This window comes from Terasakiispira papahanaumokuakeensis, from assembly GCF_001709345.1.
GTDB lineage: Bacteria > Pseudomonadota > Gammaproteobacteria > Pseudomonadales > Halomonadaceae > Terasakiispira > Terasakiispira papahanaumokuakeensis.
In genome coordinates, this window is record NZ_MDTQ01000001.1 from 760640 (window position 1) to 776570 (window position 15931).

General features: G+C 51.7%; 14 protein-coding genes. 13 read left to right on the plus strand and 1 reads right to left on the minus strand.

Annotated elements, in window-relative coordinates; all coding sequences use genetic code 11:
• Positions 1–127 precede the first annotated feature (127 nt).
• Together BFW38_RS03405 and BFW38_RS03410 are read left to right on the plus strand one after the other, a co-directional pair.
• The gene (locus BFW38_RS03405) at positions 128–829 is read left to right on the plus strand and encodes a hypothetical protein (RefSeq protein ID WP_068997128.1); all 702 of its coding nucleotides are present in this window, start codon (positions 128–130) and stop codon (positions 827–829) included.
• A 5-nt stretch (positions 830–834) separates the two neighbouring features.
• Positions 835–1236 carry a hypothetical protein gene (locus BFW38_RS03410; RefSeq protein WP_068997129.1) on the plus strand — a complete coding sequence of 134 codons (402 nt, stop codon included), beginning with the start codon at positions 835–837 and terminating at the stop codon, positions 1234–1236.
• Positions 1237–1372: 136 nt separating this feature from the next.
• On the opposite strand, the gene BFW38_RS03415 is transcribed toward BFW38_RS03410, so the two are convergent.
• The gene (locus BFW38_RS03415) at positions 1373–2257 is read right to left on the minus strand and encodes an NAD(P)-dependent oxidoreductase (RefSeq protein ID WP_068997130.1); all 885 of its coding nucleotides are present in this window, start codon (positions 2255–2257) and stop codon (positions 1373–1375) included.
• A gap of 781 nt (positions 2258–3038) precedes the next feature.
• Between BFW38_RS03415 and BFW38_RS03420 the strand changes: the two genes are divergently transcribed.
• The 11 genes from BFW38_RS03420 (at position 3039) to BFW38_RS03470 (ending at position 15701) form a co-directional block, all read left to right on the plus strand.
• Positions 3039–3758: an oligogalacturonate-specific porin KdgM family protein gene (locus BFW38_RS03420; protein ID WP_068997131.1), complete on the plus strand. Its 720-nt coding sequence runs from the start codon at positions 3039–3041 to the stop codon at positions 3756–3758.
• Between the two features lie 306 nt (positions 3759–4064).
• Entirely contained in the window at positions 4065–5711 is a 1647-nt protein-coding gene (locus tag BFW38_RS03425; protein ID WP_068997132.1) for a rhamnogalacturonan acetylesterase, read from the plus strand.
• 188 nt (positions 5712–5899) lie between these two features.
• Positions 5900–6817 carry a 5-dehydro-4-deoxyglucarate dehydratase gene (gene kdgD / locus BFW38_RS03430; protein ID WP_068997133.1) on the plus strand — a complete coding sequence of 306 codons (918 nt, stop codon included), beginning with the start codon at positions 5900–5902 and terminating at the stop codon, positions 6815–6817.
• A 330-nt stretch (positions 6818–7147) separates the two neighbouring features.
• On the plus strand, positions 7148–8128 hold the full coding sequence (locus tag BFW38_RS03435; protein ID WP_069000173.1) for a TRAP transporter substrate-binding protein: 981 nt from the start codon (positions 7148–7150) through the stop codon (positions 8126–8128).
• A 62-nt stretch (positions 8129–8190) separates the two neighbouring features.
• On the plus strand, positions 8191–8724 hold the full coding sequence (locus tag BFW38_RS03440; RefSeq protein ID WP_068997134.1) for a TRAP transporter small permease: 534 nt from the start codon (positions 8191–8193) through the stop codon (positions 8722–8724).
• Positions 8724–10010: a TRAP transporter large permease gene (locus tag BFW38_RS03445; protein ID WP_068997135.1), complete on the plus strand. Its 1287-nt coding sequence runs from the start codon at positions 8724–8726 to the stop codon at positions 10008–10010. Before BFW38_RS03440 ends, BFW38_RS03445 begins: the two co-directional genes overlap by 1 nt.
• 42 nt (positions 10011–10052) lie before the next feature.
• Positions 10053–11192 (plus strand): mandelate racemase/muconate lactonizing enzyme family protein, encoded by a 1140-nt coding sequence (locus tag BFW38_RS03450; RefSeq protein WP_068997136.1) that lies wholly within the window; start codon positions 10053–10055, stop codon positions 11190–11192.
• 23 nt (positions 11193–11215) lie between these two features.
• Positions 11216–12076, plus strand: coding sequence for an amidohydrolase family protein (locus BFW38_RS03455; RefSeq protein ID WP_068997137.1), 861 nt, complete (start codon positions 11216–11218; stop codon positions 12074–12076).
• A 195-nt stretch (positions 12077–12271) separates the two neighbouring features.
• Positions 12272–13069: an NAD-dependent epimerase/dehydratase family protein gene (locus BFW38_RS03460; RefSeq protein WP_068997138.1), complete on the plus strand. Its 798-nt coding sequence runs from the start codon at positions 12272–12274 to the stop codon at positions 13067–13069.
• Between the two features lie 109 nt (positions 13070–13178).
• Positions 13179–13898, plus strand: a complete 720-nt coding sequence (locus BFW38_RS03465; protein ID WP_068997139.1) for a FadR/GntR family transcriptional regulator — start codon at positions 13179–13181, stop codon at positions 13896–13898.
• A 222-nt stretch (positions 13899–14120) separates the two neighbouring features.
• Positions 14121–15701 (plus strand): aldehyde dehydrogenase (NADP(+)), encoded by a 1581-nt coding sequence (locus tag BFW38_RS03470; protein ID WP_068997140.1) that lies wholly within the window; start codon positions 14121–14123, stop codon positions 15699–15701.
• Positions 15702–15931 lie beyond the last annotated feature (230 nt).

The following is a 15931-nucleotide window of genomic DNA, read 5'->3' on the forward strand; positions in this document are numbered from 1 at the left end:
CTTTTTGATGTCTTTCGCCTGCCCGTTGGCGCTTTCGGCTCATTGATCCGCTGATGGTCGGTGTCGTCGGCCCTGCGCGATGCTGTGCGTTGGTTCGGCAGGCCGTTTTCTTACTGGAGGTTTAACCATGGCACGACCCCACGTGACCCCACCAGAGCCGATTGATCTGACCGATCAACGGATTCAAATCGGGGATACCACCGCCTTTGTCACCAAATTCAATACCACCCAAGACGCCTTCGAGCGTTTCAGCGAAGCGACCGGCCCTTATGCCGAGCAACTTAACGCCCTAGGCGAATACCTCGAACAGCGCGCCGACAGCGCCGAAGAAGCCGCGCTCTCAACGGCGGATGATCGCCAAGCGACCCGCGCGCATTTAAAGACTGTGACCGAGTTAAAAGATGAGGTCGTTGATCAGCGCACCCTTGCGGAAGACGCGACCAGTACCGTGTTAAGTCGGTTGGATGATGCCCTTGAAGCGACAGATTACGCCAATGCGCAATCGGCGCGTGCCGAGCAGGCCGCGACCACCGCGCAACAGGCGGCCTCTGATGCCTCAACGGCGGCTGAAAACTCCAATCAACAACGCGCACTGGCCGAAGCCGCTGCGGAACAAGCCGCGCAATCCGCAATTGAAGCCGGGCCGACACACTTAAGCGTCTCGCGCAACGCCACCGCCGTCACCATTGAAAGCTCGACCGGCCAAAACGCCGTACTCCCCGCAGCAAGCGAGACCACTGCAGGGTTGATGACGGCGGCAGATAAACAATCATTAAACCAACTACATCAACATCAATTAATGTTTGACGCAGCCTTATTTGGAGTGTGATCGCCATGAAAGTAATGAATATTAATGAATCAGGTGGCTATGGTTTCTCTACACTGTATCGCGTGCCGCGTGGGAAAGTTGCAAAAGTTATTTTGAATACTGTTGCTGTTAATAATAATAATATGTCTAAAGATGATTTTCCTGTCTGTGAACTATTGTTGGGAAATATGTACTTTAAATTTGAATTTGAAGGAAAATCTGATTTTTACTATGATAGAGGTGATTTTCCGACTTATGACGCTTCTTTGTTGTTTTTTTATGGAGCCGGAACTGGTTTGGTTATTGTTCCAAGAGTACACTATCTTGTAAGTGATGAGGTTGTTAAATCTGGGCATAATAATTCTCAGCACAAAGCCAAAGGCGTAAAGCTAAATTTGTTGGCGACTATTTTCGAAGAGTCAGTTTGATTGGGTTAAATTAATTGTTTGAATAATTTTTAATTTTTTATTATGTTGTTTGGTTAAATTCGTCATTCTATATTTCAGTCAGCGTGCCGATCAGGCACGCTTGTCTCGTGTCCCTTGTGGGGATATCGCGAGGGGGTTAGCGTTGGCCGGCGCGGCGGTAGGCGACGGTGGCGAGGGCGGCCCAGTCGAGGGTGCCGTCGCCGTGGGCCAGGGCGTCGAGGCCGTTGTCTTTCAGAAGGCTGGCTTGGGGCATGGGAACGCGGGCTTGTTCGGCGGCTTCGAGGGCGAGGCGAACGTCTTTATGGCCTAAGGCGAGTTTGAAACCCGGGGGTTCGAAGCGGTCTTCGGCAATGGCTTGGCCGTAGCCTTTGTACACCGGGGCGGCGAAGAGGGTGCTGGTGATTAAGTCGATAAAGGCTTTTTTATCAATGCCATAGCCTTGGGTCAGGGCGGAGGCTTCACCCATGGTATTGATGGCGCTGGCGATCATAAAGTTGGCGCCGAGTTTGACGGCATTGGCTTGAGCTGGGGTGTCACCGAAGTGCCAGGTGGTTTGTCCCAGAATGTCAAAGAGTGGTTGCGCTTGAGCCAGGAGTTGAGGGGCGCCCGCGGCGAAGATGTTGAGTTGCCCCGCGGTGGCGACGTCGACACGGCCTAACACGGGGGCGGCGATATAGCCCACTTGGGCGGTTTGATGCTGTGCTGTCAGTTGCTCGGCCAGGGCAATCGAGATGGTGGCCATGTTGATATGCAAGGCGCCGGGCTTCAGGGCCTCGAGTGCCCCTTGTGTGAGCATCACGTCTTCGACGGCGTGATCATCCGCGAGCATGCTGATGAGGATATCGGCGTCTTGTGCTGCTTGGGCCGGGGTGCTGGTGACGGTCGCGCCTTGCTCGGCTAGGGGCTGAGCGGCCTCAGCGCTGCGGTTCCAGACATTGAGGGCGTAGCCTGCGTTCAGCAGGTTAATGGCCATGGGGGCGCCCATGGTGCCGAGCCCTAGAAATCCAATCTTCGGTGTCATGTCTATTTTTCCTGTTGTGTTGCGTTTTTCTTATACCGCTTTGGTGTCAATTGAAACCAAGTTTGAAGCCATCGTTGAAACATGAGTGGGTCGCGTTGTTGAAGCCGTTGTTAAAATAATGGTTGAAGCGGTTGTTGAAGCGGTTGTTGAAGTCGTTTTTGAAATCGTTAAAACACGAGGCTGATTAAGCACGCTAATCGGCGAGTGCTCGTTTGTCTAGTGAGTTGATGAGCAATGCATGTTTTTTTTGTAGTTGGCTATCTTTTTTAAATTCTTGATTTTAAATGAATTTTTATTGGGTTTTGGGTTAAGACTAAGGTCGGTATTGAAATGACGCCTCAGATTGCTTTTTATAACATCATACGTATGACGTAAGACGTCATTGAGGTCGGCATCATGACGATGGTGAGGCCAATCACATGAGTGGATATCAATCGAGTCAGTTCAATCGAGTCAGTTCAATAAATCAGCTGGCAACAGGAGGTGAAAAACTAACGTGATCACGGTGTGTGTGGAGGTCAGCGATCTGGAGTCGTGACCTTGTTGTTGCCATCGGATGAGTGGGCTGCATCCATGGAGTCGCCAGCAGTGTAAGGGTTATTGAGTCGTTAAAGCTAAGCGTTATGACCGTCGCACATTTTTCATTGACGCCTTCTGGTCTTGCCCAGGCGTAGGTGTGGCCGCCTGCACCTTGACCGGTCATTGAACGGTTGGTTTTAAGCGATCGGTAGTCAGTCAGTAAGACACTTAAAACAATAAATTTAAAAAATTAGGGGATGTTATGAATAATAATAAAATCGTTATCGGTATGATGTCGGTAGCCGTTCTTTTTAGCGGTTATAGCATGGCCGGTACTACATCGATTACGACCAAATATGAACAAACATTTAGGGAAAATAAAGATTACAAGCCTAAGTTCTCTGTGGGTCACTCTTTTGATAATAATATGTGGGTGGGGATTGAGCATCAGCGCCGCTGGAAAGATGACATCAGTGGTTCCCCCGAATTCGCTGAAACAAAATTAGCCATTGCTTATAATTATGCGCTAGATGATGCCGGTCGTGTGAAGTTGCAGCCTAAGCTGGAGTGGAAGTTTAACTCGGGTAAAGAAACCATGCGGCCGATGTTGAAGTTGACTTATAAGTTAACGGATGATTGGTCCATCGGCACTCGTTATCGCTATGAGTATCAGAGTTATAGTGAAAGTGGTGGTAAACGTTCTCGCGTGAATCGTTTTGATGGTTATTTGAGTTATGCTGTTAATGATTCGGTCAGTTTATCCTGGAACCCGAATTATGCGTATGTACTGGCCGATAGCGGCACCATGTATACCGGGAACGATGATCGTTGGGAACATGAGTTTAAAGTCGGCTATAAGTATGATGCCAGTAATTCCTTTGCGGTGACTTATAAACATAAAGATAAAATTCGTGATACCGCCACTTATAATGCCGGTGAGCATAATGATGCGGTGCAGTTAGCCTACACTTATAAGTTCTAATGAGTTTTAGAGGTTCTCATGGGGTGTTATCGGGTGAGTGTTTCTCGCGGGCTCGATGACAATGATGGCGGTCGCTCAAGGCGACGCTTGCGGTGGCCTGTTGGTTTTCTTCAGGCGCACCGCTTTTTTGCGATCTTTTCTTGTCATCGAATGTTTAGTCTTTGTTTGACATGCTTGTGCCGGAGTTGATCAATGCGATGGAGTGCTTGAGCAAGGTGGGGCGGCGTTCGTCGAGGTTGATTTTTTATCAGCACAAGTCCGCTTAATGGCCGCTGGTCTTGTTGACGATCAGCGAGGAGTCCATGGATGAAAACTCCGCTTTTGATGGGCAAATGCTTAGGTGTTGTGATGGCATGTGGTTTGTCTTTAAGTAGTGGCGCTCAAGCCGCTGGTTCATACCAAGCGGTGACTCTGCAAGGGTATGCCACGGCACGTGATTTGAGAGTACCGGCGCGTGTGCAAGTGACGGATCAGTACGGTCAGCAGGTTCAGACCACAACGGATGGTGATGGTCATTATCAGGTTAAATTGCAGGGGATGAGGCCACCATTATTGGTTGAAGTCTCTGAACATGGGGCTGAATGTGAGCGCAACGATCGACCTCGCGGACAATGTTTGGGCGCCTTGTGGGTCGGCTCGTCATTGCCGGATACGGTGACGGTGAATGTGAACCCGATGACGGATTTGATGCTGTCAGAGGTTGCAGAAGCTTCAGGCTTTTTGGGGCCTCAGCAACTGTTGGCGACGACTCAGTTTCCATTGGCTTTGTCTCAGGCCGCTTGGCAGTCAGCACGTATGCGGTTTGTGCACACTTTTCAGCAGGCGTTGAGTCAATTGGGTTTGCCTGAGGATTTAAGCCCAGTGACTTATGCCGCGTCCTGGCAGCCACAGATGGCGACTTTGGTGGACAACCTATGGAGCAATCGCGGGTATGACACGGCTTCCGGGCAAACGTCGGCAACGATGTTGACTGATGTGTATTTTGAGCCGTTGGCGGTGCCGAATCGTCAGGGTGTGATTGAACCTCTGGATTGGGCGCAGTTGCAGCAGCGTCATCAAGCGATGAAGACGGCCCGTCAGCGCATCTTTATTGTCGGTGACTCCACGGCGTCGAATTATGCTGATCAAGTTTATCCTCGCATGGGCTGGGGGCAAGTGTTGCAAGCGCAGTTTGTGCCAGGTCAGGTACAGGTCGTCAATGGGGCGCAATCCGGACGCAGTTCGCGTGCCTACTGGGCCCAGAACTGGTGGCGTTTTATGAAAACGCTGCTTCGCCCGGGTGATTATCTGCTGGTGCAGATGGGCCACAATGATGAAAAGTGCAACGGTGCCAAAGCCGGTCGAGGGGTCTTTGATGTGGCGCATTTGTGCACTTATCCCAATAGTGTCGATGGACAAGTGCAACACCCGCCAGGCCAGCCGAAGATGTCGTTTCAGGATATGCTGGCCCATTATGTGTATGAGGCGCGTGAGCTCGGCGTGACACCGGTTTTGCTAACACCGATTACCCGTGTTCAGAATGCTGAAGGTGATCTGGCCTTCCCGGTAGGCGGCACTCATGTCACTCATCAGCATCGTGACGGAGGCTATGCGTTTGTGGGGGATTACCCGCAAACCATTAAGCAGACTGCCGAGCGTTTGGGGGTGCCGCTATTGGATGTGGAGCAGGCCACGATTGAGCTTGTGAATCAGCTGGGCCCGGAGGGTTGGCAAGATTATTGGTTGGCGGTTGATCCTGAGGTTTATCCCTATTATGAGGGACGGGGTGGCCGTCTGGATGACCCGGATACAACACATCTTCAGGCCCGTGGGGCGCAGGCTGTCGCCGGTTTGGTGGCGGATTTATTGAAACAGTCGCCTGAGTTGTCGCCATTGGCTGCGGTGTTGTCTGAAACGAGGTCTGAGTCCGAAACGAGGCCTGATGGAGTGAGTGATCCGGTTTCCAATAATTGATATGACGGGCGCCCGGCGAGGGTCGGGCGCTATTTTCTTGTGATTGTCGGTGGGGCCTGTCGACGAATAGATTTGTCGATGGATCCCCCTAGAACTGGATAGACCAAAGTCTAGATTGTCTTGACCTTCACAAGCTTCTATTGTTGTATGATGTATGACAATTGGTCATTGCTTAAGAGGATGCAGCCGTGAATTTTTCCCGAGAACAAACCCGTGCCGCCATTTCTGATGGGCTTCTGTCCTTTCCGGTAACGGATTTTGATGCTGAAGGTCGTTTTGACCGTGCCAGCTACCAGGACCGCCTGAAGTGGTTTGCCAGTCATGATATTTCTGCTGTTTTCGTGGCTGGTGGTACTGGGGAGTTCTTTAACCTGTCGATGGAAGATTTTCGTGCTGTCGTCACGACGGCCGTTGAAACCGTTGGCGGAAAGTTACCGATTATTGCGGCCGCTGGGCAAAGTGTCGAAAACGCTAAAGCGCATGCCAAGATCGCTGAAGACGCCGGTGCCGATGGCATTTTGTTGATGCCGCCTTATTTGACTGAGTGCCCGCAGGAGGGTCTGGTGGATTATGCCCGTCAGGTCTGTGAGAGCACTTCACTGAATGTCATTTATTACAACCGTGCCAATGGCATCCTCAATGCTCAGTCTGTTCAGGAACTGGCCGATGCCTGCCCGAATCTCGTAGGTCTCAAAGATGGCAAAGGGGATATCCAGGCGCTGAACAAAATCATCAAGACTGTGGGTGATCGTTTGGCTTATGTCGGCGGCGTACCGACGGCTGAGATTTTTGCCGAAGCCTACTTGTCCATTGGCGTCAGCACTTACTCTTCTGCTGTCTTTAACTTCGTGCCGGATATGGCGGTGAAGTTCTATAAAGCGTTGCGCGCCGGTGAGCAGGAAACGGTGACGCGTATTGTGAAAGAGTTCTTTATTCCGTTTGTCGATCTGCGAGATCGCAAATCGGGTTATGCGGTGAGTCTGGTGAAAGCCGGGGCTGCCTTGGTGGGTAAGCCGGCTGGCAGTGTGCGTGCGCCGTTGGTGATGCCGACTGAGCAAGAGCAAGCGAAGTTGCGTGATCTGGTGGGCATCGCTCGCCAGCTCTGATGTGTTGATCGGGGGCGTTAATAGCCTCGATGCAGGGGGGGGGCGTCTCACAATCGAATGACTTGGATGTGATTCAAGTGGTGTCGATGGTGGCTGCTCCCTTGGCGTTGAACGATAACCGTTGAATGGTCACCGATGGAATGGTTACTGATTGAATGGTCATAGTGGATGAAATAGTTAAATAACACAGCTTAATAACAACAGATTAATGACAACAGATTAATGACAACAGTCGAATTACAACAATGATAATGATATTGGAGTCATGTCATGCCTATAACAACAAAACGACGCAAGACGGCCTCATTCACTGACATTAAAGCCCAGTTGATGAAGGCTACTCTGGTATTGGGGTCTATGGCGGCCCTATCGACTTCGATGCTGTCAACGACAGCGCAAGCCGATACCTGGCGCGGTTGGAATATTCATCCACCCGGCTATCCCAATACGATTGCGTTGGAATCTTTTGCCAAGGAAGTCAAAGAGGCCACTGACGGGCGAGTTAGCCCCAAGGTTTATAACAACAGTATCTTGGGTGATCAGACGGATGCCATTGAGCAAGTGCGCAATGGGGCCCTTGATTTCGCCAACTTCAATATGGGGCCGATGGGGCCGATTGTGCCTGCGACCAATGTCGTGTCGCTGCCTTTTATTTTTAAAAATATCGATCATATGCACCGGGTGATGGACGGCGAAGTCGGGCAGCGTTTTGCTGAAGCGATGGCCGAAAAAAATCTGGTGGCTTTGTCCTGGTTTGATTCTGGGGCTCGTAGTTTTTATAACACCAAGCATGCGATTCGTACGCCGGATGATGTGAAAGGCCTGAAGCTGCGTGTGATGAACAATGATCTGTATGTGCAGATGGCGGATGCGTTAGGCGGTAATGCCACGCCAATGTCTTACAGTGAGGTCTTTCAATCATTGAAGACCGGTGTCATCGATGGGGCTGAAAACAATTACCCGTCTTATGAATCCAGTAATCACTTCGAAGTGGCGGGATACTTCTCGCTGACGCAGCATCTGATTATTCCCGAGTGTCTGTGCATTTCAAAAAGAAGTTGGAATGCGCTGTCTGAAAGCGATCAGCAAGCCGTCCGTGAAGCGGCTGAGCATGCCTCGACATTACAGCGTGAAGAGTGGACCAAACGCTCTGAAGCGAGCCGCGAAAAAGTGTTGGCCGCTGGCGTGAGTATTAATGAGGTCGATGACAAAGCTGCATTTCAGGACCGTATGACGCCTATTTATGAGCGCTTTGTCGAGCAGAATCCGGCATTGGCTGATTGGGTTGAAGCCATTCAAAACACACCCTGATTTTTATCCTGGTTTCAGCACCGGCGTTTATGCGCCGGTGCTGCATACGGAGATGCCTGATTATGACAGCGCAACCGTCGATACGACCGACTTCATCGGATCGGGTCCAGGGGCTTGGGGCACGGGTCGAGGCCGGACTGGATGGCCTGGCTAAAGTCTGTATAGGTTCGGCTGGTATTTTACTGGTTTTTTTGGTGATCAGCTTTGGCTGGTTAGTGTTTGGTCGTTATGTCCTGAATGACACGCCGACTTGGGTGGAGCAGCTGGCGCTGGTTTTGATTGTTTATATCACGTGCCTGGGGGCGGCTGCCGGGGTGCGTTACCGCACGCATCTGAGTATTGACTGGTTGAGTCAGCGTTTGTCAGGCCTCGTTTCACGATGTGTCGATGCACTGGCGGATCTGGTTGTGCTGGTGTTTGGTGGTTTCATGTGTTGGGAAGGGGGTCAGATGGTGGCCAGCAATACTGAACGCATGATTCCCATGTTGAATGTGGCGGAAAGCTGGCGGCTCCTACCGTTACCGGTATGTGGTGCCTTGCTGGTGATTTTTTCGTTCGCCCGGTTGCTATTGGGTGAACGAGAGGAGGCACGCTAATGGGGTTAACCATTCTGTTTGGTGTTTTTTTCCTCGGGTTGGTGATCGGTGCGCCGGTGGCCTTTGCGGTGGGGTTGGCCGCGTTGTTCACGTTTATGTATGAAGGGTTACCGCTGTTTGTCGCTTTTCAGCGTATGCTCTCTGGTATTTCAGTGTTTTCTCTGCTGGCCATTCCCTTTTTTATTTTTGCAGGCGAGTTGATGTTGCATGGCGGTATTTCCGCTCGCTTGGTGCGCTTCGCGTCTGCGGCGGTGGGCCGGATTCGCGGCGGCTTAGGGCTGGTCAATGTCAGTTCTTCGATGTTGTTTGGGGGGATTTCGGGGTCTGCTGTCGCCGATACTTCAGCGCTGGGATCGATTTTGATTCCGGCGATGAAAGAAAAAGGCTATGACGCAGATTATGCCGTCAATGTCACCGTGACCTCTTCGATTGCCGGCGTTGTGATTCCACCGAGCCATAACATGATTCTTTATGCGGTGGCTGCTGGAGGTGGTATTTCGGTAACGCAGCTATTTCTGGCCGGGTTGGTGCCGGGCGTCATGATGTGTTTGGCTTTGGCCATTGCGGCTTACTGGGTGGCCGTCAAACGCGGTTACGGTGCTGAATCCTTTCCCGGTTGGCAATCGTTGGTCATCAGTCTTGCGGTGTCATTACCTGGCTTGATGACTGCTGTGATTATCGTCGGTGGCGTGCTGTCTGGCATTTTAACCGTGACTGAGTCGGGGGCTTTCGGGGCTTTATATGCGTTGGTCGTGACGGCACTGGTGTATCGCGAGTTGTCTTGGTCGACCTTTAAGCAGGCGGTGGCTCAAGCGGTCAAAACCACGTCGCTGGTCATGATTCTGGTGGGGTGTGCTTCGGCTTTCTCTTATTTATTGGCGCTCTATGATGTGCCTTCTTTGGTGGTCGAGGCCTTAACCGCGATTTCCGAAAATCCTTACGTCATTTTCCTGATGCTGAATCTGGTGCTCTTGGTGCTGGGCATGATTATGGATATGGCGGCCTTGATTCTGATTTGTACGCCGATTTTTCTACCCATTGCCATGCAATTTGGAATGAGTCCGGTACATTTCGGCATTGTCTTGATGATGAACCTTGGCATTGGTTTGTGTACGCCTCCGGTGGGTTCCTGTCTGTTTGTGGGCTGTGTGATCGGCAAGATCAAGCTTGAGCAAGCGGTGAAGACGATCTGGCCTTTTTATCTGGCCTTGTTTATTGCGCTCATGCTGGTGACTTATGTGCCCTTCCTCTCGATGGCACTGCCTAATGAGTTAGGAGGCTCGTGAGATGAGTCTGTCCGTACATCACAATATGAACAGGAGCCTGGCATGAAAATTGTGCGTGTCACCCCTTATGTGTTGGATTATGCCTTGCCGCAGGCCTTTGAAAGTGCCTCCATGCGTTTTGATCGGCGCCAGCATTGTTTAGTTGAAGTGGTTTGTGACGATGGCACTGTGGGGTGGGGCGAGTGCCTAGGACCGGCGCGCTTAAATGCGGCTGTTGTCCGTCAATATGGTGAGGCGTTACGAGGCGCTGATCCATTGGAGACTGAGAAATGTTGGCTGATGCTCTACCACTTATTGCGCGATCACGGCCAGCGTGGCCTGACGATGACGGCACTAAGCGGGATTGATATCGCCCTTTGGGATATCAAGGGCCAGCACTTTCAAACCTCAATCGCGACTTTACTCGGTGGGCGTTTTCGCGAACAAGTGGCGGCTTATGCCACCGGTTCTTTCCGGTTGGATGGTATGGATCGCGTGCAGGCGGTGGCCGATGAAGTGGCCGGGTATGCCCGTGAAGGCTTCCGTGCGGTCAAAATTAAAATTGGTTTTGATGTTGAAGAAGATTTACGTGTGATTGCGGCGGCGCGTGAGGCCATCGGGCCTGATGTGCGTTTGATGATCGATGCTAATCATGGTTATGACGCGCTCGAAGCCATTGAGCTGGGCCAGCGGGCAGCCACTTATCAGGTGGATTGGTTTGAAGAGCCGGTCGTGCCTGAACAATTGGCGGCTTATCGCGCGGTACATCAGGGCCAGCCGATTCCGGTGGCCAGTGGTGAAAACTGGCATGGGCGCGAGGCGATGTCCGGCCCGTTGAGTGAGGCGGTCGTGGATATTTTACAGCCGGATGTGTGTGCGGTCGGTGGATTTACTGAGATGCGCAAAGTGGTCGATCTGGCCCATCACCACGGTGTTCGCGTTATGCCCCATGTGTGGGGCACGGCAGTCGCCATTGCCGCCAGCCTGCAATGCTTAGCCGCATTACCGCCCTATCCGCCGCGCCGGACCCCTCGTGAACCGATGATGGAGTTTGATCGTACCGTCAATCCTTTCCGTCAGGCGGTCGTTCAAACACCCCTTGAACATCAGCAGGGGATGATGACGATTCCGTCAGGCCCTGGTCTGGGTATCGAGATCAATCCGGATGCTTTAGATCAGTATCTTGTACAAGATTCACATTAAAACGCTTTATAGGAGGAGGCGTGATGTCCATTCCAGAAAATACCCGTCCGTTAACCGGCCCTGCGCCACGTTTGAAGGCACCCGCTGGGGCGACTGACTGCCATGTCCACGTCTTTTTACCCGGTTTTGAAGCGCAACCCGGTGGGCCTCAGATTGCTGAATTAGCGACCGTAGAGAACTACCGGGCGCTACAGCAGTGGTTGGGTTTGGATCGTGTCGTCCTGACACAACCGAATGCGTATCAAACCGACAACCGCGCTTTATTGACCGCGTTGGATCAGTTGGGACCCGATGTGGCACGTGCCATTGCTGTCGTCACTCCCGAGACGACTCAGGCAGAGCTCAAGCAGTGGCATGACCAAGGGGTCCGCGGTGCTCGCATCATGCAGTTACCGGGGGGGGCCGTGGGGATTGATCGGATGCTGGCTGTTGAGCAGGTGATTCGGGAGATGGACTGGCACTTGATGGTGCAGTTTAACGGTCGTGATTTGTCTCAGTATCTGGATGAACTGCACAAGATTGAAGGGCGTTACATCATCGATCATATCGGCAAATTTATGGACCCTGTACCTGCTGATGATGTGCGTGTCGATGAGATTTTACGTCTGCTGGATAAAGGCAATGCCTGGTTCAAGGTGTGTGGTGCCTATGAGACCAGCCTCACCGGTGGGCCTGATTTTGCTGATGTGGCGCCACTGGCCAAACGTGTGATTGAGCATGCGCCGGAGCGAATTTTATGGGGCAGTAACTGGCCACACGTGGGCGTTCAGCGGAGTCAGTATCCCAGCGATGTCGAGCAATTGGATGTGTTGCTTGATTGGGCTGATGAGCCGACCCGACAAAAGATTCTGGTGGATAATCCCGCTGCACTGTATGGATTTTGATGGGGTTGTGAGGTTCTGCGTCAGGCACAGTATTTGAGATATCGGTTGAATATCGATTAGAGATCGACCGGATGTCGGTTGAGTGGCTCGTAAAAATGAATGGTTCCTGTCGATGAATCATTTTGAGTCATGAATGATGTTCAAGTCATCAATAAGATTTTGTTTTTATTGATTAAATAAAAGGAAGAGGTTGCCATGTTAAATAAGTTACTGGTCACTGGTGCTGCCGGTGGTGTGGGCAAAGCGATCCGTCCTTATCTGAAAAGCCTCGCTAAAAGCGTCCGTCTTTCAGATATTGTTGATATCGAAAATCCGGCCGATCATGAGGAAGTTGTGACCTGTGATTTAGCCGATTATGAAGGTGTTAAAGCACTGGTTGACGGGTGTGATGGTGTCATCCACCTGGGGGGCGTTTCTGTGGAGAAGCCTTGGCAAGGTATCCTCCAGGCGAACATCATCGGTACTTACAACCTGTATGAAGCCGCTCGCCATTTGAATAAACCGCGCATTGTCTTTGCCAGTTCCAATCATACGATTGGTTTTTATCCGCGTAGCCAGAAAATTGATACTGAAGTGCCGCGCCGCCCCGATACCGTCTATGGCTTGTCCAAGTGCTTTGGTGAAGATCTGGCCAGCCTCTACTTCGATAAATTCGGTATTGAAACGTTGAGCGTGCGTATCGGTTCATGTTTCCCGAAACCGGCAGATACCCGCATGTTGGCGACTTGGCTCAGTGTTGAAGACTTAATGAGTCTGTTTGCCCGCGCCTTTAATGCCCCGAAATTGGGCAATACCGTGATCTATGGTGTGTCGGATAATACCGAGCAGTGGTGGGATAACCGCAAGGTCTCTTTTTTGGGATGGAAGCCGCAGCATAGTTCCGAACAGTGGCGTGCTGAGATTGAAGAAAATGCCCCTAAAGCTGACCCAAATGCGCCGGAAGTGGTTTACCAAGGGGGTAAATTTGCCGCTGCTGGGCACCCAGATGATTAAATGTCATATGTTTCATTAAAAATTAGTCTTTGTTGTTATATAGTGGTGTGGTTAAGGAGGGCAATCGCAAAGCCTTAATAATCTTTGATTCGGTGAGAGATGGTTAAACATGAACGAGCTTGGCATTAAACCTTTATCCCATGGTGGCAGTTTATCGCGCCAGGTATCTCAACAGCTTGAAAGTATTATCGGGCGTCAAGAGATTCCTGTGGGCGAAAAGCTTCCCCCGGAAGGCGCACTATGTGATTTGTTTGGTGTGAGCCGAACGGTCATTCGTGAAGCCATCACTCACTTGAAGTCTCAAGGGCTTGTGGAAACCCGTCGGGGAATCGGCACGCGTGTATTGCACTCCGCCCCGGAGACCCAGTATCCGGCCAAACGCATTCGGTTAAGTACGGTTGAGGATATCCTCAACATGCTCGAGTTGCGTTTAACCATTGAACCGGAAGCTGCGGCCCTGGCCGCTCTTCGTTTTAATGAGCAGGATAAGCAGCAGCTGGAAGCGGCCCATGCACAGTTTGTGAAGGCCTATCAGAACAATGCCCAGGCGCGTGAAGAAGACTTTATGTTTCACCTGGCCATTGCACAGGCCACACATAATCCTGCTTTTGTCACCACTTATGAGCAATGGAATCTGGGAGCTATTCCGCGGGCCAAGCTCGTCTCTGTCGAGTTGGACCCGCAGGCCACTTATCAGTATCTGGAAAAGGTCAGTCATGAGCATGCGGACATTCTGAATGCCATTCTGGCACGAGATGAGCAGGGGGCTCGCGCCGCGATGCAACATCACTTGAGTCGTGCCCGTGAGACTTACTCATCTTATAAATGATCTCGACTTTTAGCACATGGCTAAAGTGGTTGATGCTTTATAACTATTTGTTTTTAAATGATTTTTTATGATCTCATATTCATATGATAAGGCCCGTATATTGAATTGGATATATTGAATTCAACGGGTTGAATCGAATATGTTGGGCCTTATCATGCTGGCGCAGAGATTGAGGACGCGGTGGAATGACGCCCGGAAAAGCCAATACTTGAGGAGAGCGTTATGACGACGTTGGAAGGTAAACTTTTGATCGGTCAACAAGCAGTGACGGGTCAGAGTGCTGAAATTAAAGCCATTAATCCGGCGACAGGTGAAACGCTTGCACCCGCTTATGCTGGCGGTAATGCTGAAGCGGTTGATCAGGCTTGTGCGTTGGCCTGGTCTGCATTTGATCAGTATCGTGAAACATCCCTGGAACAGCGTGCCCAGTTCTTGGAAAAAATGGCTGATGAAATTGATGCCATTGGCGATGAACTGACTGAACGCGGTGTGGCTGAAACTGGCCTGCCTCAGGCACGTCTGCAGGGGGAGCGTGGTCGTACTTGCGGCCAGTTGCGTTTATTTGCTCAGGTTGTTCGTGCGGGTGAGTGGCTGGATGTGCGTATTGATCCGGCGATGCCTGAGCGTCAGCCGATGCCACGCGTGGATCTGCGTCAGCGTCATATTCCGCTGGGGCCGGTTGTGGTGTTTGGCGCCAGTAACTTCCCGCTGGCGTTCTCTGTTGCTGGTGGTGATACCGCTTCTGCACTGGCAGCGGGTTGTCCGGTGATCGTCAAAGCACATTCGGCGCACCCAGGAACTGCGGAGCTGGTGGGTAAAGCCATTCAGCGTGCTGTGGCCGCTTGTGGGCTGCCGGAAGGGGTGTTCTCATTGCTGTATGGTTCCGGCCGTGAAGTCGGTTCTGCGCTGGTGGCTGATGCGCGGATCAAGGCGGTGGGTTTCACTGGATCCCGCAGTGGTGGGACCGCCTTGATGAAGGTGGCTCAGAATCGTCCGGAGCCGATTCCGGTCTATGCTGAGATGAGCAGTATTAACCCGGTTTTCCCTCTACCGGCGGCATTGTCTGCACGTGCTGACGCCATGGGGAGCGCCTTTGCGGGGTCTCTGACGATGGGCGCGGGGCAGTTCTGTACGAATCCGGGTCTGGTCATTGCACAAAAAGGTGCTGATCTGGATCGCTTTGTCAGCAGTGCTGCGGCTGCATTGAAAGATAGTGCGGCTCAAACGATGCTGACGCCAGGTATCTTCCAGGCGTATGAGCAAGGCGTTTTGCGTCTGCAAGGCGAATCTGAAGTCCGCGAAATTGTCCGGGGTCAGGCGGGTGATGGTCCGAACCAATGTCAAGCCGGTCTGTTCGTGACTTCGGCCAAGGCATTCCTGGGCAGTGAAGCGCTGCAGGAAGAAGTCTTTGGTTCGGCCTCCCTGGTGATTGAGTGTGATGATGCCGCTGAAGTGAAAGCGATTGCTGAGCACTTGGAAGGCCAGTTGACTGCAACCGTCCAAATGGATGATGCGGATCTGGATGCAGCGAAAGCGTTGCTGCCGACCCTTGAGCGTAAGGCCGGACGTATTCTGGTGAATGGTTGGCCGACGGGGGTTGAAGTGTGTCACGCGATGGTTCATGGCGGACCTTTCCCAGCCACTTCTGACTCGCGTACGACTTCAGTGGGCAGTGCTGCCATCTTCCGCTTCCTGCGTCCGGTGTGCTATCAGGATCTGCCTGATGCGCTGTTGCCGGAAGCATTGCGCGAAGCCAACCCGCTGGGTTTGCGTCGCCTGTATGACGGCCAGCGCGAACAGTAAGTGCTTTAAAACAGTAAGTGCTTTAAGCGGTATCCAAGCCACAGGCGTGATGCCTGTGGCTTTTTTTATCGCCTATTTTTCGTTAGTCCGTTTTATTCATCCATTTTGATTAACCATAATCGGGCCTATGTCATGGCCTGATTGTATTGGCATTGCTTGAATGGACAGGCTTTTGACATCCACGTGGTTGATATATCGATCGATGATATCCGTGTTTTTAAGTCTGTATG